General features: G+C 42.6%; 25 protein-coding genes. 22 read left to right on the top strand and 3 right to left on the bottom strand.

The window, feature by feature from the left end:
• Positions 1-75: 75 nt before the first annotated feature.
• The 11 genes from ACN076_RS10145 (at position 76) to pflA (ending at position 10,044) form a co-directional block, all read left to right on the top strand.
• Complete coding sequence (locus ACN076_RS10145; protein ID WP_420789930.1) at positions 76-849, top strand: TatD family hydrolase; 774 nt, start codon at positions 76-78, stop codon at positions 847-849.
• On the top strand, positions 849-1,415 hold the full coding sequence (gene rnmV, locus ACN076_RS10140) for a ribonuclease M5 (RefSeq protein ID WP_101786122.1): 567 nt from the start codon (positions 849-851) through the stop codon (positions 1,413-1,415). Before ACN076_RS10145 ends, rnmV begins: the two co-directional genes overlap by 1 nt.
• Positions 1,416-1,479: 64 nt before the next feature.
• Positions 1,480-2,352 (top strand): 16S rRNA (adenine(1518)-N(6)/adenine(1519)-N(6))-dimethyltransferase RsmA, encoded by an 873-nt coding sequence (gene rsmA / locus ACN076_RS10135; protein ID WP_414322530.1) that lies wholly within the window; start codon positions 1,480-1,482, stop codon positions 2,350-2,352.
• A 1-nt stretch (position 2,353) separates the two neighbouring features.
• Positions 2,354-3,232 (top strand): ribosome small subunit-dependent GTPase A, encoded by an 879-nt coding sequence (rsgA, locus tag ACN076_RS10130; RefSeq protein WP_420789929.1) that lies wholly within the window; start codon positions 2,354-2,356, stop codon positions 3,230-3,232.
• Between the two features lie 10 nt (positions 3,233-3,242).
• Positions 3,243-3,899 (top strand): ribulose-phosphate 3-epimerase, encoded by a 657-nt coding sequence (gene rpe / locus ACN076_RS10125; protein ID WP_101786118.1) that lies wholly within the window; start codon positions 3,243-3,245, stop codon positions 3,897-3,899.
• Positions 3,862-4,524, top strand: coding sequence for a thiamine diphosphokinase (locus ACN076_RS10120; protein WP_420789928.1), 663 nt, complete (start codon positions 3,862-3,864; stop codon positions 4,522-4,524). The genes rpe and ACN076_RS10120 overlap by 38 nt, the downstream gene beginning before the upstream one ends.
• A gap of 1 nt (position 4,525) precedes the next feature.
• Positions 4,526-5,782: a DNA recombination protein RmuC gene (rmuC, locus tag ACN076_RS10115; RefSeq protein ID WP_180948035.1), complete on the top strand. Its 1,257-nt coding sequence runs from the start codon at positions 4,526-4,528 to the stop codon at positions 5,780-5,782.
• Entirely contained in the window at positions 5,772-6,713 is a 942-nt protein-coding gene (locus tag ACN076_RS10110; protein WP_101786112.1) for a 3'-5' exoribonuclease YhaM family protein, read from the top strand. The genes rmuC and ACN076_RS10110 overlap by 11 nt, the downstream gene beginning before the upstream one ends.
• A gap of 266 nt (positions 6,714-6,979) precedes the next feature.
• Positions 6,980-7,807, top strand: a complete 828-nt coding sequence (purR, locus tag ACN076_RS10105; protein ID WP_023943469.1) for a pur operon repressor — start codon at positions 6,980-6,982, stop codon at positions 7,805-7,807.
• A gap of 66 nt (positions 7,808-7,873) precedes the next feature.
• A complete protein-coding gene (locus ACN076_RS10100) occupies positions 7,874-9,124 on the top strand; it encodes a diaminopimelate decarboxylase (protein WP_101786110.1) in 1,251 nt (416 codons plus the stop codon).
• 125 nt (positions 9,125-9,249) lie between these two features.
• Positions 9,250-10,044 (top strand): pyruvate formate-lyase-activating protein, encoded by a 795-nt coding sequence (gene pflA, locus ACN076_RS10095; RefSeq protein WP_101786108.1) that lies wholly within the window; start codon positions 9,250-9,252, stop codon positions 10,042-10,044.
• 101 nt (positions 10,045-10,145) lie between these two features.
• Here the strand turns inward: pflA and ACN076_RS10090 are convergent, their stop codons facing one another.
• The 3 genes from ACN076_RS10090 to ACN076_RS10080 all read right to left on the bottom strand — a co-directional run bounded on the left by ACN076_RS10090 (position 10,146) and on the right by ACN076_RS10080 (position 13,163).
• Positions 10,146-11,603 (bottom strand): IS1182 family transposase, encoded by a 1,458-nt coding sequence (locus ACN076_RS10090; protein ID WP_101786106.1) that lies wholly within the window; start codon positions 11,601-11,603, stop codon positions 10,146-10,148.
• A gap of 277 nt (positions 11,604-11,880) precedes the next feature.
• A complete protein-coding gene (yidC, locus tag ACN076_RS10085; protein WP_285300843.1) occupies positions 11,881-12,807 on the bottom strand; it encodes a membrane protein insertase YidC in 927 nt (308 codons plus the stop codon).
• 77 nt (positions 12,808-12,884) lie between these two features.
• Positions 12,885-13,163: an acylphosphatase gene (locus ACN076_RS10080; protein ID WP_420789927.1), complete on the bottom strand. Its 279-nt coding sequence runs from the start codon at positions 13,161-13,163 to the stop codon at positions 12,885-12,887.
• Between the two features lie 33 nt (positions 13,164-13,196).
• Between ACN076_RS10080 and ACN076_RS10075 the strand changes: the two genes are divergently transcribed.
• From ACN076_RS10075 to ACN076_RS10025, 11 genes are all read left to right on the top strand, one after another.
• Complete coding sequence (locus ACN076_RS10075; protein WP_101786100.1) at positions 13,197-13,937, top strand: TrmH family RNA methyltransferase; 741 nt, start codon at positions 13,197-13,199, stop codon at positions 13,935-13,937.
• A 54-nt stretch (positions 13,938-13,991) separates the two neighbouring features.
• Positions 13,992-14,675 carry a Bax inhibitor-1 family protein gene (locus ACN076_RS10070; protein ID WP_101786098.1) on the top strand — a complete coding sequence of 228 codons (684 nt, stop codon included), beginning with the start codon at positions 13,992-13,994 and terminating at the stop codon, positions 14,673-14,675.
• Positions 14,676-14,786: 111 nt separating this feature from the next.
• Complete coding sequence (gene asnA, locus ACN076_RS10065; protein WP_000748005.1) at positions 14,787-15,779, top strand: aspartate--ammonia ligase; 993 nt, start codon at positions 14,787-14,789, stop codon at positions 15,777-15,779.
• Between the two features lie 64 nt (positions 15,780-15,843).
• A complete protein-coding gene (rsmD, locus tag ACN076_RS10060; protein ID WP_261072589.1) occupies positions 15,844-16,383 on the top strand; it encodes a 16S rRNA (guanine(966)-N(2))-methyltransferase RsmD in 540 nt (179 codons plus the stop codon).
• Positions 16,373-16,861: a pantetheine-phosphate adenylyltransferase gene (gene coaD / locus ACN076_RS10055; protein WP_420789926.1), complete on the top strand. Its 489-nt coding sequence runs from the start codon at positions 16,373-16,375 to the stop codon at positions 16,859-16,861. The genes rsmD and coaD overlap by 11 nt, the downstream gene beginning before the upstream one ends.
• Positions 16,845-17,882 (top strand): SepM family pheromone-processing serine protease, encoded by a 1,038-nt coding sequence (locus tag ACN076_RS10050; protein WP_033683058.1) that lies wholly within the window; start codon positions 16,845-16,847, stop codon positions 17,880-17,882. Before coaD ends, ACN076_RS10050 begins: the two co-directional genes overlap by 17 nt.
• 57 nt (positions 17,883-17,939) lie before the next feature.
• On the top strand, positions 17,940-18,170 hold the full coding sequence (locus ACN076_RS10045) for a DUF1146 family protein (protein WP_000250399.1): 231 nt from the start codon (positions 17,940-17,942) through the stop codon (positions 18,168-18,170).
• Positions 18,171-18,193: 23 nt separating this feature from the next.
• On the top strand, positions 18,194-19,477 hold the full coding sequence (gene murA / locus ACN076_RS10040; protein ID WP_420789925.1) for a UDP-N-acetylglucosamine 1-carboxyvinyltransferase: 1,284 nt from the start codon (positions 18,194-18,196) through the stop codon (positions 19,475-19,477).
• Positions 19,470-19,658 carry a DNA-directed RNA polymerase subunit beta gene (locus tag ACN076_RS10035; protein ID WP_025169706.1) on the top strand — a complete coding sequence of 63 codons (189 nt, stop codon included), beginning with the start codon at positions 19,470-19,472 and terminating at the stop codon, positions 19,656-19,658. The genes murA and ACN076_RS10035 overlap by 8 nt, the downstream gene beginning before the upstream one ends.
• Before the next feature lie 38 nt (positions 19,659-19,696).
• On the top strand, positions 19,697-20,521 hold the full coding sequence (gene endA, locus ACN076_RS10030) for a DNA-entry nuclease EndA (protein WP_101786094.1): 825 nt from the start codon (positions 19,697-19,699) through the stop codon (positions 20,519-20,521).
• Positions 20,522-20,675: 154 nt separating this feature from the next.
• Positions 20,676-22,007: a hemolysin family protein gene (locus ACN076_RS10025; RefSeq protein ID WP_101786092.1), complete on the top strand. Its 1,332-nt coding sequence runs from the start codon at positions 20,676-20,678 to the stop codon at positions 22,005-22,007.
• Positions 22,008-22,188 lie beyond the last annotated feature (181 nt).

Here is a 22,188-nt window from a genome sequence, read left to right as displayed (position 1 = left end):
TAGAATATTTTGTACGGATGAGGAGAGAGGGCAGTTTTTTGGTATAATAGAAGATAGAAAACGAGGTTAGAAGAGATGATTTTTGATACACATACACATTTGAATGTAGAAGAATTTGCAGGTCGTGAGGCAGAAGAAGTTGCCTTGGCTGCTGAGATGGGTGTGACACAGATGAATATTGTTGGTTTTGATAAACCGACGATTGAGCGTGCCTTGGAGTTGGTAGATGAGTATGACCAACTCTATGCGACGATTGGTTGGCATCCGACAGAAGCTGGAACTTATACAGAGGAGATTGAAGCCTACTTGCTTGATAAGCTCAAGCATCCCAAGGTTGTTGCTTTAGGTGAGATTGGTTTGGATTATCATTGGATGACAGCGCCAAAAGAGATGCAGGAGCAGGTTTTTCGCCGTCAGATTCAGCTATCTAAGGACTTGGATTTGCCTTTTGTTGTCCATACCCGTGATGCGCTAGAAGATACCTATGAGATTATCAAGAGCGAGGGCGTTGGTCCTCGAGGTGGGATTATGCACTCATTCTCAGGTTCTTTGGAGTGGGCTGAGAAGTTTGTGGAGCTTGGTATGACCATTTCCTTCTCAGGAGTAGTGACTTTCAAGAAGGCAACTGACATCCAAGAAGCAGCTAAAGAGTTACCTTTGGACAAGATTTTGGTGGAAACAGATGCGCCTTACTTAGCTCCTGTTCCCAAGCGTGGTCGCGAAAACAAAACAGCCTACACTCGCTATGTAGTGGACTTTATCGCTGACTTGCGTGGCATGACGGCAGAAGAGCTAGCGGCGGTAACAACTGCAAATGCAGAACGAATTTTTGGATTGGACAGCAAGTAATGAAAGAAAAAATTTCTCAAGTTATCGTGGTCGAAGGTCGCGATGATACGGCCAATCTCAAACGTTACTTCGATGTAGAGACCTATGAGACACGAGGTTCTGCCATCAATGACCAGGATCTAGAGCGGATTCAGCGCCTGCACCAACGTCATGGAGTCATTGTCTTTACAGACCCAGATTTTAATGGGGAGCGGATTCGTCGTATGATTATGACGGCCATTCCAACAGTTCAGCATGCCTTCCTCAAACGAGATGAAGCTGTTCCTAAGTCCAAAACCAAGGGGCGTTCTCTGGGAATCGAACATGCTGACTATGAAGACCTGAAAACGGCTCTAGCTCAGGTGACAGAACAATTTGAACATGAGAGTCAGTTTGACATCAGTCGTAGCGACTTGATTCGCCTTGGTTTTCTAGCAGGGGCAGATAGCCGTAAGCGCAGAGAATATCTAGGAGAGGCTCTCCGAATCGGCTATTCCAACGGCAAGCAACTCCTCAAACGCCTAGAGTTGTTTGGGGTTACCTTGGCAGAAGTGGAAGAAGCTATGAAATCTTATGAGAACAGCTAAGCAGACCCCAAATGTAAGGGGAATGTGTTACAATAGTAGTAACAGATAATAGAAAAGAGAATAGATGAGAATTGCAGATTATAGCGTGACCAAGGCAGTGCTGGAGCGTCACGGTTTTACCTTTAAAAAGTCTTTCGGGCAAAACTTCTTGACGGATACCAATATCCTACAAAAAATCGTGGATACGGCTGAGATTGATGACCAGGTTAATGTCATCGAAATCGGGCCAGGGATTGGTGCCTTAACGGAGTTTCTGGCTGAGCGTGCGGCTCAGGTCATGGCCTTTGAAATTGACCATCGTTTGGTGCCGATTTTGGCAGATACCTTGCGTGATTTTGATAATGTGACCGTGGTCAATGAGGACATTCTCAAGGTTGACTTGGCGCAACATATCCAGAATTTTAAAAATCCTGACCTGCCAATTAAGGTAGTAGCCAACTTGCCTTACTACATCACGACACCTATTCTCATGCACTTGATTGAAAGTGGCATTCCTTTTAGTGAGTTTGTGGTCATGATGCAGAAAGAGGTGGCAGATCGTATCTCAGCCCAGCCAAACACCAAAGCCTACGGCAGCTTGTCGATTGCGGTGCAGTATTACATGACTGCCAAGGTTGCCTTTATCGTGCCTCGTACGGTCTTTGTGCCAGCGCCAAATGTGGACTCGGCTATCTTGAAAATGGTGCGTCGTCCAGAGCCAGCTGTAGCAGTGGAAGACGAGAGCTTCTTCTTTAAGATTTCCAAGGCTAGTTTCACTCATCGCCGCAAGACCTTATGGAACAATTTGACAGGTTATTTTGGAAAGACTGAAGAAGTCAAGGACAAGCTGACCAAGGCTTTGGACCAAGCGGGCTTGTCACCAAGTGTGCGTGGGGAAGCTCTCAGCTTGGCAGAATTTGCCAGCCTAGCAGACGCGCTTAAAGGGCAAGGACTCTAAGATGAAGGGACAAATTATTAAGGCCTTGGCAGGCTTCTACTATGTAGAGAGTGATGGCCAGGTCTATCAAACACGCGCGCGTGGGAATTTCCGTAAAAAAGGCCATACTCCCTACGTTGGGGATTTAGTCGACTTTTCTGCCGAGGAAAATTCAGAAGGCTATATCCTCAAGATTCATGAACGAAAAAACAGTCTGGTCCGTCCGCCCATTGTCAATATTGACCAAGCTGTGGTGATCATGTCTGTCAAGGAACCTGATTTTAACAGCAATTTGTTGGATCGTTTCTTGGTTCTTTTGGAGCACAAGGACATCCATCCCATCGTTTATATTTCTAAAATGGATTTGTTGGAAGATAGGGAAGAACTGGATTTTTATGAACAGACTTATGGTGATATCGGCTACGACTTTGTGACCAGTAAAGAGGGACTCCTTCCTTTGTTAACAGGTAAGGTTACGGTCTTTATGGGGCAGACAGGTGTTGGGAAATCAACTCTTCTCAATAAAATCGCACCAGACCTCAATCTTGAAACGGGAGAAATTTCAGATAGTCTGGGTCGTGGGCGCCACACTACTCGAGCTGTTAGTTTTTACAACCTCAATGGGGGTAAAATCGCAGATACACCGGGATTTTCATCCTTGGACTATGAAGTGTCAACGGCTGAAGACCTCAATCAGGCCTTTCCAGAGATTGCTAGTGTCAGTCGAGACTGTAAGTTCCGTACTTGTACCCATACCCATGAGCCGTCCTGTGCGGTCAAGCCAGCAGTTGAAGAAGGTGTTATTGCCACCTTCCGTTTTGACAACTACCTGCAATTTTTCAGTGAGATTGAAAATAGCAGAGAAACTTATAAAAAAGTCAGCAAAAAAATTCCAAAATAAGGAGAAACCTATGTCTCAATACAAGATTGCTCCGTCAATTCTGGCAGCAGATTATGCCAACTTTGAACGTGAAATCAAACGCCTAGAAGCAACTGGGGCAGAATATGCACATATCGACATCATGGATGGTCATTTTGTACCGCAAATCAGTTTTGGTGCGGGTGTGGTCGAATCTCTTCGTCCTCATAGCAAGATGGTCTTTGACTGCCACTTGATGGTAGCTAATCCAGAGCATCATTTAGAAGACTTTGCGCGTGCAGGTGCGGATATCATCAGCATCCATGTGGAAGCAACGCCTCATATTCATGGTGCCCTTCAAAAAATTCGTTCACTCGGTGTTAAACCTTCAGTCGTTATCAATCCTGGTACGCCTGTCGAGGCGATTAAGCATGTCCTTCATCTAGTTGACCAAGTTTTAGTCATGACAGTTAACCCTGGCTTCGGTGGGCAGGCCTTTCTACCAGAGACAATGGATAAGGTCCGTGAGTTGGTTGCGCTTCGTGATGAAAAAGGTTTGAAATTTGAGATTGAAGTTGATGGTGGGATTGATGATAAAACGATTGCCCAAGCCAAAGAAGCTGGTGCGACCGTTTTTGTAGCAGGTTCCTATGTCTTTAAGGGAGATGTCAATGAGCGAGTACAAACTCTCAGAAAACAACTGGACTAGGGTTGCCGTTTTTGCCGGTGGAGACCGCGGTCATTATCGTACAGACTTTGATAGTTTTGTCGGTGTGGATCGAGGCTCGCTCTGGGTCTTGGAGAAAAAACTACCTCTTGCTCTAGCAGTCGGAGATTTTGATTCTGTTACTGCAGAAGAGCGACAGGTGATTCAAAAACGTGCCCAGCATTTTGTTCAAGCCCGACCAGAAAAAGATGATACAGATCTGGAATTGGCTCTCTTAACCATCTTTGAGCAAAATTCTCAGGCTCAGGTTACTATTTTCGGTGCTTTGGGTGGTCGTATTGATCATATGCTAGCTAACGTCTTTCTACCTAGCAATCCTAAGTTGGCGCCCTATATGCGCCAGATAGAAATTGAGGATGGGCAAAATTTGATTGCCTATTGTCCAGAAGGGACCAGTCAGCTAGAACCCCGTTCAGACTACGACTATCTAGCCTTTATGCCAGTTCGGGATAGCCAGCTGACTATTCTCGGAGCTAAGTATGAGTTGACAGAGGAAAATTTTTTCTTTAAAAAAGTGTACGCTTCTAACGAATATATAGATAGGGAAGTGTCAGTGACTTGCCCAGATGGCTATGTGGTTGTGCTGCATAGCAAGGACAGGAGGTAGGATGGAAAGTTTACTTGTTCTATTATTGATTGCCAACCTAGCTGGCCTCTTTCTGATTTGGCAAAGGCAGGATAAGCAGGAAAAACATCTAGCCAAGAACTTGGAGGATCAGGCAGATCACTTGTCAGACCAGTTGGATTACCGCTTTGAACAAGCCAGACAAGCCAGTCAGTTGGACCAAAAAGACTTGGAAGTAGCTGTCAGCGACCGTTTGCAGGAAGTGCGAATTGAGTTGCATCAAGGATTGACGCAAGTCCGTCAAGAAATGACAGAGAACCTCCTCCAAACCAGAGACAAGACGGACCAACGTCTTCAAGCCTTGCAGGAATCCAATGAGCAACGTTTGGAACAAATGCGCCAGACAGTCGAGGAAAAGTTGGAAAAGACCTTGCAGACGCGCTTGCAGGCTTCCTTTGAGACAGTTTCCAAACAACTGGAGTCAGTCAATCGTGGCCTTGGAGAAATGCAGACTGTTGCCCGCGATGTCGGAGCTCTCAATAAGGTTCTCTCTGGAACTAAGACACGAGGGATTCTGGGTGAATTGCAACTGGGGCAAATTATCGAAGATATCATGACACCAGCCCAGTATGAACGAGAATACGCAACGGTTGAAAACTCTAGTGAACGAGTGGAGTATGCCATCAAGTTACCTGGACAAGGCGACCAAGAGTACGTCTATCTACCAATTGACTCCAAGTTTCCACTAGCAGATTATTACCGTCTAGAAGAAGCCTATGAAGCAGGTGATAGGGACGAGATTGAACGCTGTCGCAAGTCACTCCTAGCAAGTGTCAAGCGTTTTGCCAAGGATATCAAGAGCAAGTACATAGCACCGCCTCGGACGACCAATTTTGGAATCTTGTTTGTTCCGACAGAAGGTCTCTACTCAGAAATCGTCCGCAATCCTGTCTTCTTTGATGATTTGAGGCGGGATGAGCAGATTATTGTCGCAGGACCAAGTACCCTATCAGCCCTGCTTAACTCTCTATCAGTTGGCTTCAAGACTCTCAATATCCAAAAAAGTGCTGACCATATTAGCAAGACTCTTGCTAGTGTCAAGACTGAATTTGGCAAGTTTGGTGGCATTCTGGTTAAGGCACAAAAACACCTCCAACATGCCTCTGGCAATATTGATGAACTATTAAACCGTCGTACCACTGCTATCGAGCGGACGCTCCGTCACATTGAGTTGTCAGAAGGTGAGCCTGCGCTTGATCTACTCCATTTCCAAGAAAATGAGGAAGAATATGAAGATTAGTCACATGAAAAAAGATGAGCTGTTTGAAGGCTTTTACCTAATCAAATCAGTTGACCTGAGGCAAACTCGAGCTGGGAAAAACTACCTAGCCTTTACCTTCCAAGATGATAGTGGCGAGATTGATGGGAAGCTCTGGGATGCCCAACCTCATAACATTGAGGCCTTTACCGCAGGTAAGGTTGTCCACATGAAAGGGCGCCGAGAAGTTTATAACAACACCCCTCAAGTCAATCAAATTACTCTCCGCCTGCCTCAACCTGGTGAACCCAATGATCCAGCTGATTTCAAGGTCAAGTCACCAGTTGATGTCAAGGAAATCCGTGACTACATGTCGCAAATGATTTTCAAAATTGAAAATCCTGTCTGGCAACGAATTGTCCGAAATCTCTACACCAAGTATGATAAGGAATTCTACTCTTATCCAGCTGCCAAGACCAACCATCATGCCTTTGAAACGGGCTTGGCCTATCATACGGCGACCATGGTGCGCTTGGCCGATGCCATTAGCGAGATCTATCCTCAGCTCAATAAGAGTCTGCTCTATGCGGGGATTATGCTGCATGACTTGGCTAAAGTTATCGAGTTGACGGGACCAGACCAGACTGAGTATACAGTACGAGGTAATCTTCTTGGACATATCGCTCTAATTGATAGCGAAATTACCAAGACAGTTATGGAACTCGGTATTGATGATACCAAGGAAGAAGTCGTTCTGCTTCGTCACGTTATCCTCAGTCACCACGGCTTACTTGAGTATGGAAGCCCGGTCCGTCCACGTATTATGGAAGCAGAGATTATCCATATGATTGATAATCTGGATGCAAGCATGATGATGATGTCAACAGCTCTGGCTTTGGTGGATAAGGGAGAGATGACCAATAAAATCTTCGCTATGGACAATCGTTCCTTCTATAAACCAGATTTAGATTAATAATTTAAGAAAAATGAGCATTTTTTAGGACAAGAATGTTCGTTTTTTTATGTGAATATGGTATAATAAGTAAAAGACAAAAATGAATACTCTTCTAAAATCTCTTCAAACTAGGGTAGCATCGCCTTGTCGTATGTATATATGTAGGTATATTACAGACCTTGTCAGTTCTATCGACAATCTCAAAACAGTGTTTTGAACCACCAGCGACCAGCTTTCTAGTTTACTTTTTGATTTTTTGAATAAAAATGGAATAGGAAAAAGAAATGAAATTAAGAAGAAGTGATCGGATGGTTGTCATTTCCAACTATTTGATTAATAATCCTTATAAACTAACTAGTCTCAATACTTTTGCTGAAAAGTATGAATCTGCTAAATCATCTATCTCAGAAGATATCGTGATTATCAAACGCGCCTTTGAGGAAATCGAAATCGGTCACATTCAGACTGTAACTGGGGCTGGCGGAGGTGTTATCTTTACACCGTCTATTTCGAGTCAGGATGCTAAGGAAATGGTTGAAGACTTGCGTGCCAAGTTGTCAGAAAGTGACCGTATCTTGCCAGGTGGTTACATCTATCTGTCTGATTTGCTCAGCACACCAGCTATCTTGAAAAATATTGGTCGCATTATTGCCAAGAGCTTTATGGACCAAAAAATTGATGCGGTTATGACAGTAGCGACTAAGGGTGTTCCACTTGCAAATGCAGTTGCCAATGTCCTCAATGTTCCTTTTGTTATTGTGCGCCGTGACCTGAAAATTACCGAAGGTTCAACGGTTAGCGTCAACTATGTATCCGGTTCAAGTGGTGACCGCATTGAGAAAATGTTCCTTTCAAAACGTAGTCTCAAGGCAGGAAGCCGTGTCTTGATTGTGGATGACTTCTTGAAAGGCGGCGGAACGGTCAACGGGATGATTAGTCTCTTGCGTGAGTTTGATTCGGAATTGGCAGGTGTAGCAGTCTTTGCGGACAATGCCCAAGAAGAACGTGAAAAGCAGTTTGATTACAAGTCACTCTTGAAGGTAACCAATATTGATGTCAAGAACCAAGCCATCGATGTTGAGGTTGGCAATATCTTTGACGAAGATAAATAAGAGATAGAACTAAAGGTTGGAACGATTGTCCCAGCCTTTCTTTGCAAATAGAATAGAAGGAAACTTATGAAAACACCATTTATCAATAAAGAAGACTTAGAAGCGATTGTTGCCGAGTTCCCGACTCCCTTTCACTTGTATGATGAGAAGGGAATTCGTGAGAAGGCAAGGGCCGTCAACCAAGCCTTTTCGTGGAACAAGGGCTTTAAGGAATATTTTGCAGTTAAGGCTACTCCAACTCCAGCTATTTTGAAAATTCTCCAAGAGGAAGGTTGTGGTGTGGACTGCTCTAGTTATGTGGAACTTTTGATGAGCCATAAACTGAATTTCCCTGGTTCTGAGATTATGTTCTCTTCAAACAACACGCCAGATAAGGAATATGCCTATGCACGTGAATTAGGTGCGACCATTAACTTGGATGCTTTTGAAGATATTGAACATCTGGAGCGTGCAGCAGGCATTCCAGAAATTATTTCTTGTCGTTACAATCCTGGAGGCGTTTTTGAACTGGGGACAGACATTATGGACAATCCTGGAGAAGCCAAGTTTGGTATGACCAAGGACCAGCTCTTTGAAGCTTTTGCCATCTTGAAGGAAAAAGGAGCCAAGACTTTTGGGATTCACTCCTTCCTAGCATCCAATACCGTGACCCATCTCTATTATCCAGAGTTGGCTCGTCAGCTTTTTGAATTGGCTGTTGAAATCAAGGAAAAGTTGGGCATTTCGCTAGACTTTATCAATCTTTCTGGCGGTATTGGTGTCAACTATCGTCCAGACCAGGAGCCAAATGATATTGCCTTGATTGGTGAGGGAGTTCGTAAGGTGTATGAAGAGGTCCTTACGCCAGCAGGTCTTGGGCAGGTTAAGATTTTCACCGAATTGGGTCGTTTTATGTTGGCACCTCACGGTGCTTTGGTTACAAGAGTGACTCATAAGAAGGAAACCTACCGTACCTATCTAGGTGTGGATGCATCAGCAGTCAACCTCATGCGTCCAGCTATGTACGGAGCATACCATCATATTACTAACGTGACCCATCCAGATGGACCAGCTGAAGTTGTAGATGTGGTTGGTTCACTCTGTGAAAACAATGATAAATTTGCAGTAAATCGTGAACTACCTCATACAGAAATCGGTGATTTGCTGGTAATTCATGATACAGGTGCTCACGGTTTTTCCATGGGCTACCAGTACAACGCCAAACTTCGTTCTGCGGAAATCCTTTATACCGAAGAAGGTAAAGCCCGTCAAATCCGCCGTGCAGAGCGCCCTGAGGACTACTTTGCAACCTTGTATGGCTTTGATTTTGAAGAATAAAATGATAAGTAATTGAAAATGAAATTGAAAAACAGATTGCTTTCTAAAAAATAGGCAAAAATCTTGTTTTTCCTTCAAGTCATGATATAATAAAACTATAAAACGTTTTCAAGGAAGGTAACGATATGTCTGAAGAAACAATTGATTATGGACAAGTGACAGGAATGGTGCATTCGACAGAAAGTTTTGGGGCGGTAGATGGCCCTGGTATTCGCTTTATTGTCTTTTTGCAGGGCTGTCACATGCGTTGCCAGTATTGCCATAACCCGGACACTTGGGCTATGGAGTCCAATAAATCACGTGAACGGACGGTAGATGATGTCTTGACAGAAGCCTTGCGTTACCGCGGTTTCTGGGGAGACAAGGGAGGAATCACTGTCAGTGGAGGAGAAGCCCTCTTGCAGATTGATTTCCTGATTGCCCTCTTCACTAAGGCTAAGGAACAAGGAATCCACTGTACCTTGGACACCTGTGCCCTTCCTTTCCGTAATAAACCACGTTACCTTGAGAAGTTTGACAAACTCATGGCTGTCACTGACTTGGTTCTCTTGGATATCAAGGAAATCAATGAAGCACAGCATAAGATTGTCACTAGCCAAACCAATAAAAATATCTTGGCTTGTGCCCAGTATCTATCAGATATTGGAAAACCTGTCTGGATTCGCCACGTACTAGTTCCAGGATTGACAGACAGAGACGACGACTTGATTGAACTTGGTAAGTTCGTCAAGACCCTCAAAAATGTTGATAAGTTTGAAATTCTACCTTATCACACCATGGGAGAATTCAAGTGGCGTGAACTGGGAATTCCATATTCCCTCGAAGGGGTTAAACCACCAACAGCAGACCGAGTCAAGAACGCTAAAAAACTCATGGATACCGAAAGTTACCAAGACTATATGAAACGTGTACATGGATAAAAAGAAGCCTGATGGAAACGAGTCCACTGAAAAAATAGGTCTCTTACTTTTAATGAAATGAAAACCGAGGAATCTCTCGTTAATTTGAGCGAGTTCCTCGGTTATTTTGTATTTATTAAGGTCATAATTCGTTTCATATTGACCACGAAGATGGTTGTGGCTGCCTGTAACTCCATGCTGAAAAGACCCGATGCTCTCGCGACATCAAAGCCATGTCTCTGTTTTAGTTCGGCATTCTTTGCTTCGATTTTATAGCGATGTCTGGCCATTTCTTTAAAATAAGGTGTTTCCTGAAATTTCTTCTGGAAAAGATGGTCGTCACTCTTAATGGCTATTGAATAAGTTTTAGACTTTGCCCCCTCCTTATAACATCCTTCCTTGGAAAGGCAACTCTTGCACTTCTCAATGTCAAAGTAATGAGTGACAACTTGATTCTTATTTTGATATTTTTTCCCTGTCCTTGCTTTGCGAACAGCCATGTGTCCTTCTGGACAGACAAATAGCCCTGCATCTTTATTAAATTCAAACGCATCCTCTTCTTTACGGTAACCTTTTGAAACTGAAGGGTTCAGTTTTGACACCAAATGAATCTTTTCTTTGCGAGCTAGTTGAATATTGTCCTTTCCTGAATAAGCCGCATCACCAATAATAGTCTCGATGTCCAGACTATTTTCCTTTGTTTTGGCATATAACTCAGGTAAATATTTCCCATCGCTTTGTTCACCAGAAGTGACCACACAAGCAGTAATAATCCGTTCATCCGTCATAGCGATATGACTTTTATATCCATAGAAAGAGCTGTCGGCTGTCTTATGTCCAAGCCTAGCCTCCTCCTTAACAGAAGCTTCCAAGTGTTCTAAGTCGTCCTCGACAGCCTCTTTTAGGTAATTGAACTTTTGAGACACAGCCGGTAGGGCTAAGAGTTCCTCGTGTTTTTCAACCACAGCCATTAATTCCTCTGTATAGGTCAACTCTGCTTCGAGGTTATCTTCCTGAGGTTTCTTTGGAAATTCTATTTTGATATCTTCTGAATGTTGATAAATTGTTTTACGTAAAGCTTTTGAACGCTCTCTAAGGATTTCTTGGGGTTTCTTATGATTATAATGAGATTTGGTGTGAGTGGCATCCACAATGAGGATTTTACTCTTAATCAAGTTATGTTCGAGTGCAATTTGAACAGACTTCTGAATCAATACATCAAGCAGTTTATCATCTTTAATTCTTAGCTTTCTAAATTTTGTCAAAGAGGATGGCTCGATAACAGAATCCTCAGGAGCTAGACCAAGAAAAAATTTAAAGGCCATATCTGACAAGGAACGTCCTACCACATCTACATCTGATAACTTATAAATATCTTTTAACAAGAGATATTTGAACATCATAATCGGTGAATAAGCTTTACGCCCAAAATCGGGACGATAATTCTTTTCTAGTTCATCATAAATAAAGCTAAAATCACAGAGTTCAGTTAGCTGACGTAAAAAGTGGGTTTTAGGAACCACGATATCATACAAACTAGAATAAGGACTGACATCCATAGTTAACTGATTATCAAGCATTATTTCACCTCATCTCTAGTATAACAAAAAAGCCATCAATTTAATGACTTTTTCAGTAGGCTCGATGGAAACATCGGGCTTTTGATACTCAATGAAAATCAAAGAGCAAACTAGGAAGCTAGCCGCAGGCTGCTCAAAACATGGTTTTGAGGTTGTGGATAGAACTGACGAAGTCAGTAACATATATACGGCAAGGCGAAGCTGACGTGGTTTGAAGAGATTTTCGAAGAGTATGACTTGCAAAAAGACTTAGCAAACTAGCTAAGCCTTTTTCTTCTTATCTCGAACGTTGTTTTCCAGCGTTGCGATTTTTGTGTTTTTTCTTGCTTGTGATAGCAGTTGGTTGTTCAGGGGTAACGTCTTTTCGTCCACTTGGTTTAGAGAAAGCACTTGCTTTTGGTGGATTCTTCGCCAGTTCTTCACGGACTTTTTTGCGAAGTTTTGGACGAACGATATAGTTGACGATAAACTGTTGGAGAATCATCATGAAACCACCGACAACCCAATAAAGAGTGACACTAGCTGGTGAGATGAGGGAGAAGCCGGCAATCATGACTGGGCTCACGTAAGCCATTTTCTTGATTTGATCTCTTTGCGTTTCATCTTCTACTCCGTGAAGTGAAAGGAGTGATTGAAGATAGTAAAGGACACCAGCGCAGGCAGCTAAAATCATACTTGGAGAGCCTAGAGGAATTCCTAGGTAACTTGCTTGAGCAACACCTTCAGTATGTTGGGCAGCAAAGTAAATTGCAGAGAAGAAAGGCATTTGAAGGAGGATAGGGAAACATCCTACACCACCAAACATGCTGATGCCGTGTTCTTTTTGAGCGGCAAAGAGAGCTTGTTGGGCTTCGAGTTTTTCTTCTTGAGTAGTCGCTTCCTTGAGACGTGTTTGGTGTGGCTCAAGGACGTGCTTGAGGGCGTTCATCTTTTCAGAGTGAAGCGTTGCCTTCCATGATTGGTAGATACCAAGTGGCAAGATAATCAAGCGCACGATAATGGTTACGATGATGATAGCGACACCAAAGCCTAGACCTTGATCAGTAGCGAAGTACTTGATAGCTTCAGCCATAGGCGCTCCAATCGTATTCCAAATAAATCCTATTGGCTTTCCTGTGGCTTTATCGACTCTAACACAGCCAGTCAAGACTAGCAACATAGCCACTCCCATAGCTGAGAGTGCAAAACGTTTAATAGATTTCACTGTTTTTATTCCTTCTTTAAAAATTATACCTTTCTATTCTACTGTTTTTTTACAAAATATACAATAGTTCTAGAGACCTAATTTGCGATTTTAAAGTCAGGGTAAGGAGGAAAGTTACTTAGTTTGACATCTAAGTAGCTGACTTTTGAAAAAGGTGTGGGTCCTTTTCGGATTTCTTGGATAAATTTTGCCATGATAGTAGATGAGTCTGCTTGGGCTAAAATTTCCACTGTGCCGTCGTCATTATTCCAGACTCGACCTGTGATGCCACCAATTTCAAGTGCCAAGCTGTAAACACCCCAACGAAAGCCGACTCCCTGCACCCTACCTTGGGCAATCATTCTAACCTTTTTCATACCAAACCCCTTTGATTGTGTTATAATATTTCTATGACTATTATAACCTCAAAAGCCAATTCTGTGGTAAAAAATGCCAAGAAATTACACCAAAAAAAATACCGCAAGTCTGCTTATTTGATTGAAGGCTGGCACTTGTTTGAAGAAGCTGTTCAAGCTGGAGTGACGATTGAGAAAATCTTTGCCCTAGAAAGTTATCGAGAACAGTTAGCCTCGTTTCCGCAAACTGTCTGGGTGTCAGAGGATATTTTGCTAGATTTGGCGGATTCTCAGACTCCACAGGGCATTGTTGCCGTGGTTCAAAAAGAAGAAGTTGGACAAGCTGACTTTAGTCAGGGCAAGTTCCTGTTTTTGGAAGATGTGCAAGATCCTGGTAATGTGGGAACAATCATTCGGACTGCGGATGCAGCAGGCTTTACAGGAGTGATTGTTTCAGATAAGTCGGCAGACATCTATAGTCTCAAGACCCTACGTTCCATGCAAGGAAGTCATTTCCATCTACCAATTTATCGGATGTCGAGTCAAGCGCTTCTCGAGGAAGCTAAAAAAGCGGGTATTTCAGTCCTAGCGACCACTCTTTCCAAGGATTCTAAAGACTATCGTGACTTGCCTCATTTAGATCAGTTTGTCTTGGTTATGGGAAATGAGGGTCAAGGAATTAGTCCCCTCATGGCTGAAAGTGCAGATCAATTGGTCCATATTAGCATGAAGGGGCAGGCGGAGAGTTTGAATGTTGCCGTTGCAGCCGGTATTTTAATTTTCCATTTAAGCTAATTTTAACTTTTTTTGTTATAATCAAGAAAAGACATTCATAGAAAAGGAGAAAAGATGAATCATACTATTATTCACGATCGCGCAGGTCTCAATCAATTTTACGCTAAGGTTTATGCCTTTGTTGGTCTGGGAATCGGATTATCCGCTTTGGTATCAGGTCTTATGTTGACGGTCTTTCAGTCTCAGATGGTTTACTTTTTGATGCAGGGGCGTCTCTGGTTGACCATCGCAACCTTTGCAGAGCTAGCACTAGTCTTCGTTGCTAGTAACATGGCCTTAAAGAATAGTCCAGCGGCTCTTCCAGTATTTTTACTTTATTCAGTATTAAACGGATTTACCCTCAGTTTTGTGGTGGCCTTCTATACTCCAGGTACAGTTTTATCTGCCTTTGTGTCGAGCGCCCTTCTCTTCTTTGTCATGGCGGCAGTCGGTATGTTCACTAAAAAAGATTTGAGTGGGATTGGTCGAGCGATGATGGCAGCTCTAATCGGTTTGTTGATTGCCATGGTAGTTAATATTTTCTTAGCTAGTGGCTTCTTTGATTATATGATTAGCGTAGCCATGGTTTTGGTCTTCTCAGGGTTGATTGCTTGGGACAACCAAAGAATTCGTCTCGCATATGAACAATCACAAGGTCGTGTGGCGACAGGTTGGGTTGTGTCAATGGCTCTCAGTATCTATCTTGATTTTATCAATCTTTTCCTAAGTATTCTACGTATCTTCGGTCGCAATGACTAAAGGTCTATGAAATCAGTGTTTTGAATGACACTGATTTTTTTTAAAATTTCTCTTTTCTTTTCTTGGAAATAGGTGTATAATGCTTTTAATTAATTTTTTGAGGAGTAGCTTATGAAGAAAAGTTTTATCCACCAACAAGAAGAAATTTCCTTTGTCAAAAACACTTTTACCCAGTATTTGAAAGATAAGTTAGAAGTTGTCGAAGTTCAAGGTCCTATCTTGAGCAGGGTCGGCGACGGGATGCAGGATAACTTATCAGGTGTGGAGAACGCCGTATCGGTCAAGGTTCTCCAAATCCCTGATGCTACTTATGAAGTTGTGCACTCACTTGCTAAATGGAAACGTCATACTTTGGCCCGTTTTGGTTTCGGTGAAGGTGAAGGTCTTTTTGTCCACATGAAGGCCCTTCGTCCAGACGAAGATTCGCTGGATGCGACTCACTCTGTTTATGTTGACCAGTGGGACTGGGAGAAGGTTATCCCAAATGGTAAACGTAACATCGCTTATCTAAAAGAAACAGTTGAGAAGATCTACAAGGCTATTCGCCTTACTGAGCTAGCTGTTGAAGCCCGTTATGACATCGAGTCTATCTTGCCAAAACAAATCACTTTTATCCATACAGAAGAGTTGGTAGAACGCTACCCAGACTTGACACCGAAAGAACGTGAAAATGCTATCTGTAAAGAATTTGGAGCCGTCTTTTTGATTGGTATCGGTGGCGAGTTGCCAGATGGTAAACCGCACGATGGACGTGCACCAGACTACGATGACTGGACAAGCGAGTCTGAAAATGGCTACAAGGGTCTAAATGGCGATATTCTTGTCTGGAATGAATCTCTAGGTGGAGCCTTTGAGTTGTCTTCTATGGGGATTCGTGTAGATGAAGAAACCCTTCGCCGTCAAGTAGAAATTACCGGTGATGAAGACCGTTTAGAATTGGAATGGCACAAGGCTTTGTTGAATGGCCTATTCCCATTGACAATCGGTGGAGGAATTGGACAATCTCGTATGGCTATGTTCCTACTTCGCAAGAAACACATCGGAGAAGTGCAAACAAGTGTTTGGCCTCAAGAAGTCCGCGATACTTACGAAAATATTTTGTAGAGAATCGAACCGCAAGGTTCGATTTTCTTTCTCTTTTCGCCTATAATTTGGTATAATAAACGGTATGAAAATCGTATCAGGAATCTATGGGGGACGTCCCCTCAAGACACTAGAAGGTAAGACGACAAGACCAACTTCGGATAAGGTTAGGGGAGCCATTTTTAACATGATTGGTCCCTACTTTGAAGGGGGACGGGTCTTGGACCTTTATGCAGGTAGTGGTGGTTTATCTATCGAAGCAGTATCGCGTGGCATGTCTAGCGCTGTTTTGGTGGAACGAGACCGTAAGGCTCAGGCTATCGTGGCTGAAAATATCCAGATGACCAAGGAAGTTGGAAAATTTCAACTCCTTAAGATGGATGCAGAAAGGGCATTGGAACAGGTATCTGGGAACTTCGACCTCATTTTCTTAGACCCTCCTTATGCCAAGGAACAAATCGTAGCAGATATTGAAAAAATGGCTGAGAAAGAGTTTTTTTCTGAAGATGTCATGGTCGTGTGTGAGACGGATAAGGCCGTTGAACTTCCAGAAGAAATTGCCTGCCTGGGTATCTGGAAGGAAAAAATTTATGGAATTAGTAAGGTGACAGTCTATGTCAGATAAGATTGGCTTATTCACAGGCTCATTTGATCCGATGACAAATGGGCATCTGGATATGATTGAACGGGCGAGTAGACTTTTTGACAAGCTCTATGTCGGTATTTTTTTTAATCCCCACAAACAAGGATTTCTTCCTATCGAAAATCGTAAACGGGGGTTAGAAAAGGCTTTGAAACATTTGGAAAATGTTGAAGTGGTGTCTTCTCATGATGAATTGGTGGTTGATGTCGCAAAAAGACTGGGGGCTACTTGTCTAGTGCGAGGCTTGAGGAATGCTTCGGATTTGCAATATGAAGCCAGTTTCGATTACTACAACCATCAACTGTCTCCTGATATAGAGACCATTTATTTACATAGCCGACCTGAACATCTCTATATTAGTTCATCCGGTGTTAGGGAGTTATTGAAGTTTGGTCAAGATATTGCTTGCTATGTTCCCGAGAGTATTTTGGAGGAAATAAGAAATGAAAAAAAAGATTAGATGGCCCTTATATGTCATTGCGGCCTTAATTGTGACTTTCTTGGCATTTGTAGTGCCCTTGCCCTACTATATAGAAGTTCCAGGTGGTTCGGAAGATATTCGCCAAGTCCTTAAAGTCAATGACAAAGAAGATAAGGAAGCTGGGGCCTATCAATTCGTTACAGTTGGTGTCCAACATGCTACTTTAGCTCATATGATTTATGCGTGGTTGACGCCTTTTACAGATATTCGTAGTGCTCAGGAGACTACAGGTGGTTCTTCCGATGTAGAATTTATGCGGATCAATCAATTCTACATGCAAACATCGCAAAATATGGCCAAGTATCAAGGACTAAAAACAGCTGGTAAGGATATTGAACTAAAATACCTTGGGGTTTATGTTTTGACTGTGACAGATAATTCAACCTTTAAAGGGATTCTCAACATCTCTGATACCGTCACAGCAGTCAATGATCAGACCTTTGACAGTTCCAAAGATTTGATTGATTATGTCAATTCTCAAAAATTAGGGGACTCTGTCAAAGTAACCTATGAAGAGGATGGGCAAACCAAATCTGCAGAAGGAAAGATTATCACCTTGGAAAATGGCAAAAATGGAATTGGAATCGGCTTGATTGACCGTACAGAAGTAACCAGTGATGTCCCAATTCGCTTTTCAACAGCTGGTATCGGTGGTCCAAGTGCAGGTCTCATGTTTAGTCTAGCCATCTATACCCAAATAGCAGACCCAGGCCTTCGTAATGGCCGCATTGTTGCCGGTACAGGAACCATTGACCGTGATGGTAATGTGGGGGACATTGGAGGTATTGATAAGAAAGTTGTAGCTTCGGCTAGAGAAGGTGCTGCTATTTTCTTTGCCCCAGATAATCCTGTTAGCGAAGAAGAACAAAAAGCACATCCTGATGCGAAAAACAACTACCAAACAGCCCTAGAAGCAGCTAAAACAATCAAGACAGATATGAAAATCGTGCCAGTTAAAACCCTACAAGATGCAATTGATTACTTGAAAAACAATCCCTAGTTTTTGAGTGAAGTTTCCAAACTAGCGCACAAGCAGAGAAGATGGTATAATAGTCAAATGGTTCAATTATTATTCACTCTAAGCAGTCACATGCTCTTTATTTATGTGAGTTTTTACCTTTTAAAGAATCTTGTTAGATGGGAAAAGGTTTTAAAAGTGACAGCTGAGAATACAGGAAAAGTTCGTTTACTAGTAGCCTTTTTCAGCATTGTAATGGGCTACATCATGAGTTCTTTCTTTATCAGCCTATATCAGTTGTGGCAAGAAGCGCTTAGAGGATTATTATAAAATCAAATGTAAAGGAAATAAGTATGGAAAAAATTGTGGTTCAAGGTGGCGATAATCGTCTGGTAGGAAGTGTTACGATTGAAGGGGCAAAAAATGCAGTCTTGCCCTTGTTGGCAGCGACTATTCTAGCAAGTGAAGGAAAGACCGTCTTGCAGAATGTTCCGATTTTGTCAGATGTTTTCACTATGAATCAGGTGGTTCGTGGTTTGAATGCCAAGGTGGATTTTGATGAAGAAGCCCATCTTGTTGAGGTGGACGCGACTGGTGATATCACTGAGGAAGCTCCCTACAAGTATGTCAGCAAGATGCGTGCATCTATCGTTGTCTTGGGGCCAATTATTGCCCGTGTAGGTCATGCCAAGGTATCCATGCCAGGTGGTTGTACGATTGGTAGCCGCCCTATTGATCTTCATTTGAAAGGTCTAGAAGCTATGGGGGCTAAGATTAGTCAGACAGCTGGTTACATCGAAGCCAAGGCTGACCGCTTACATGGAGCTCATATCTATATGGACTTCCCAAGTGTTGGTGCTACTCAGAACTTGATGATGGCGGCGACCCTGGCTGATGGGGTGACAGTGATTGAAAATGCTGCGCGTGAGCCTGAGATTGTGGACCTAGCCATTCTCCTCAATGAAATGGGAGCCAAGGTCAAAGGTGCTGGTACAGAGACCATTACCATTACCGGTGTTGAGAAACTTCACGGTACGACTCACAATGTAGTCCAAGACCGTATCGAAGCAGGAACCTTTATGGTAGCTGCTGCCATGACTGGTGGTGATGTCTTGATTAAAGATGCTGTCTGGGAGCATAACCGTCCCTTGATTGCCAAATTGCTTGAAATGGGAGTGGAAGTGACAGAGGAGACTGAAGGAATTCGAGTTCGCTCTCAACTAGAAAATCTAAAAGCTGTTCATGTAAAAACCTTGCCCCACCCAGGATTTCCAACAGATATGCAGGCCCAATTTACAGCCTTGATGACCGTCGCAAAAGGGGAATCAACTATGATAGAGACAGTTTTTGAAAATCGTTTCCAACATCTAGAAGAAATGCGTCGCATGGGCTTGCATTCTGAGATTATCCGTGATACAGCTCGTATTGTTGGTGGTCAACCTTTGCAGGGGGCAGAAGTTCTTTCAACTGACCTTCGTGCCAGCGCAGCCTTGATTTTGACAGGTTTGGTAGCACAAGGAGAAACTGTAGTTGGTAAATTGGTTCACTTGGATAGAGGTTACTACCGTTTCCATGAGAAATTGGCGCAGCTAGGTGCTAAGATTCAGCGGATTGAGGCAAGTGATGAAGATGAATAAGAAATCAAGTTACGTAGTCAAGCGTTTACTTTTAGTCATCATAGTACTGATTTTGGGCGTTCTAGCCCTAGGAATCGGTTTAATGGTAGGCTATGGAATCTTGGGCAAGGGTCAAGATCCATGGGCCATCCTATCTCCAGCAAAATGGCAGGAATTGATTCATAAATTTACAGGGAATTAGGCTGGAGAACCAGCCTTTTTCTAAAGATAAGGAGAAATATGAACAAAAAAACAAGACAGACACTAATCGGACTGCTAGTGTTATTGCTTTTATCTGCAGGGAGTTATTATATCAAGCAGCTGCAGTCGACAGCTAATAGTCCTAAAACCAAGCTTAGTCAAAAAAAACAAGCGTCTGAAGCTCCTAGTCAAGAATTGGCAGAAAGTGTCTTAACAGATGCAGTCAAGAGTCAAATAAAAGGGAGTCTGGAGTGGAATGGCTCAGGTGCTTTTATCGTCAATGGCAATAAAACAAATCTAGATGCCAAGGTTTCAAGTAAGCCCTATGCTGATAATAAAACAAAGACAGTGGGCAAGGAAACGGTACCAACCGTAGCTAATGCCCTCTTGTCTAAGGCTACTCGCCAGTACAAGAATCGTGAAGAAACTGGGAATGGTTCGACTTCATGGACTCCTCCAGGCTGGCATCAGGTTAAGAATCTAAAGGGTACTTATACCCATGCGGTCGATAGAGGTCACTTGTTAGGCTATGCCTTAATCGGTGGCTTGGATGGTTTTGATGCCTCGACAAGCAATCCTAAAAACATTGCTGTTCAAACAGCCTGGGCAAATCAGGCGCAAGCCGAGGATTCGACTGGTCAAAACTACTATGAAAGTATGGTACGTAAGGCCTTGGATAAAAACAAGCGTGTCCGTTACCGTGTAACCCTTTACTATGCTTCGAATGAGGATTTGGTTCCTTCAGCTTCACAGATTGAAGCCAAGTCTTCAGACGGAGAATTGGAATTCAATGTTCTAGTTCCCAATGTTCAAAAAGGGCTTCAATTGGATTACCGAACTGGAGAAGTAACGGTTACTCAGTAAAATACAAAATAAACTCCTATGTCACTTGAAGATGTAGGAGTTCTTTTTTGGACAATTTAAGTAGAACTAGAATAGACACTGAGAAAAAATAATATGTACTGAGCTAATTTTTGTGATATAATAGAGGGTAAGATACTATTTTAGGAGAAGAACTATGGAAGACCCAAGTAGTCAGAATTTGTTGCTACAATTTGTTTTATTGTTTATCTTGACGGTGTTAAATGCCTTTTTCTCAGCCACAGAAATGGCCATGGTGTCACTTAACCGTGCGCGGGTTGAACAAAAGGCAGAAGAAGGAGATAGACGCTATATTCGTCTGCTGAAGGTATTAGAAAATCCTAACCACTTTTTATCAACCATTCAAGTAGGGATTACCCTAATTACGATCTTATCAGGGGCGAGTTTGGCAGACACTCTGGGACGAGAAATTGCATCTTGGCTTGGAAATGGTGAAACAGCTTATGCCGTTGCAAGTTTTCTGTCTTTAGCATTTTTGACTTATATTTCCATCGTTTTTGGGGAATTGTATCCTAAGAGAATCGCTCTTAATCTAAAGGATGCCTTGGCGATTCGTACAGCGCCAGTTATCATTGGGCTTGGGAAACTAGTTAGTCCCTTTGTTTGGCTCTTGTCTGCATCTACCAATCTCTTGAGTCGCTTGACTCCTATGACCTTTGACGATGCTGATGAAAAAATGACCCGTGATGAAATTGAGTACATGCTGACAAATAGTGAAGAAACACTAGATGCTGACGAAATTGAAATGTTACAAGGGATTTTTTCACTGGATGAATTAATGGCCAGAGAAGTCATGGTTCCTCGGACGGATGCCTTTATGGTGGATATTCAGGATGAGAGTCAAGCCATTATTCAAAGTATTTTAAAACAAAATTATTCTCGTATCCCTGTCTATGATGGGGATAAGGATAACGTGATTGGGATCATTCACACCAAGAGTCTCCTTAGGGCGGGCTTTGTGGACGGTTTTGACAATATTGTTTGGAAGAAAATCTTACAAGATCCACTTTTTGTTCCTGAAACTATTTTTGTGGATGACTTGTTAAAAGAATTGCGCAATACCCAAAGACAAATGGCAATCTTGCTGGATGAATACGGTGGGATGGCTGGTTTGGTGACACTTGAAGACCTCTTAGAGGAAATCGTTGGGGAAATCGATGACGAAACAGATAAGGCTGAAATCGAAGTTCATCAAATCGGAGAAGATACTTATATCGTTCAAGGTACCATGAATCTCAATGCTTTTAATGACTACTTTGATGTTGAACTGGAAAGTGATGACGTTGATACCATCGCTGGTTACTATTTGACAGGAGTTGGAACCATTCCAACGACTGAGAAACTCAGCTATGAATTAGTTAGCCAAAACAAACAGCTTATCTTAACCAATGATAAAGTGAAAAATGGACGTGTTACCAAGGTAAAAGTCCAAATCACAGAAGTCGAAATAGAAGAAGAAACAGAGTAAACTAGAGGCTTTTGTCACCAGGCGTGACAAAGCTTTTTTCAGTTGATTTCAAAAGGGAATTGTGTCCTCGAAAAACTCAGCCCCAACCTAGTTCCAAAAGTTTTTTAAAGTTATACGTATTTATTCGATGAAAAATAAAAAAGCCCTATTTTACGGGCTTTTTGTCTTGATAAATTCCGAT

The sequence above is a fragment of the Streptococcus sp. K0074 genome, assembly GCF_048843365.1.
Classification (GTDB): domain Bacteria; phylum Bacillota; class Bacilli; order Lactobacillales; family Streptococcaceae; genus Streptococcus; species Streptococcus mitis_BM.
The sequence above is the reverse complement of the archived record's forward strand: the minus strand, read 5'-3'. Positions and strand labels throughout refer to the sequence as shown.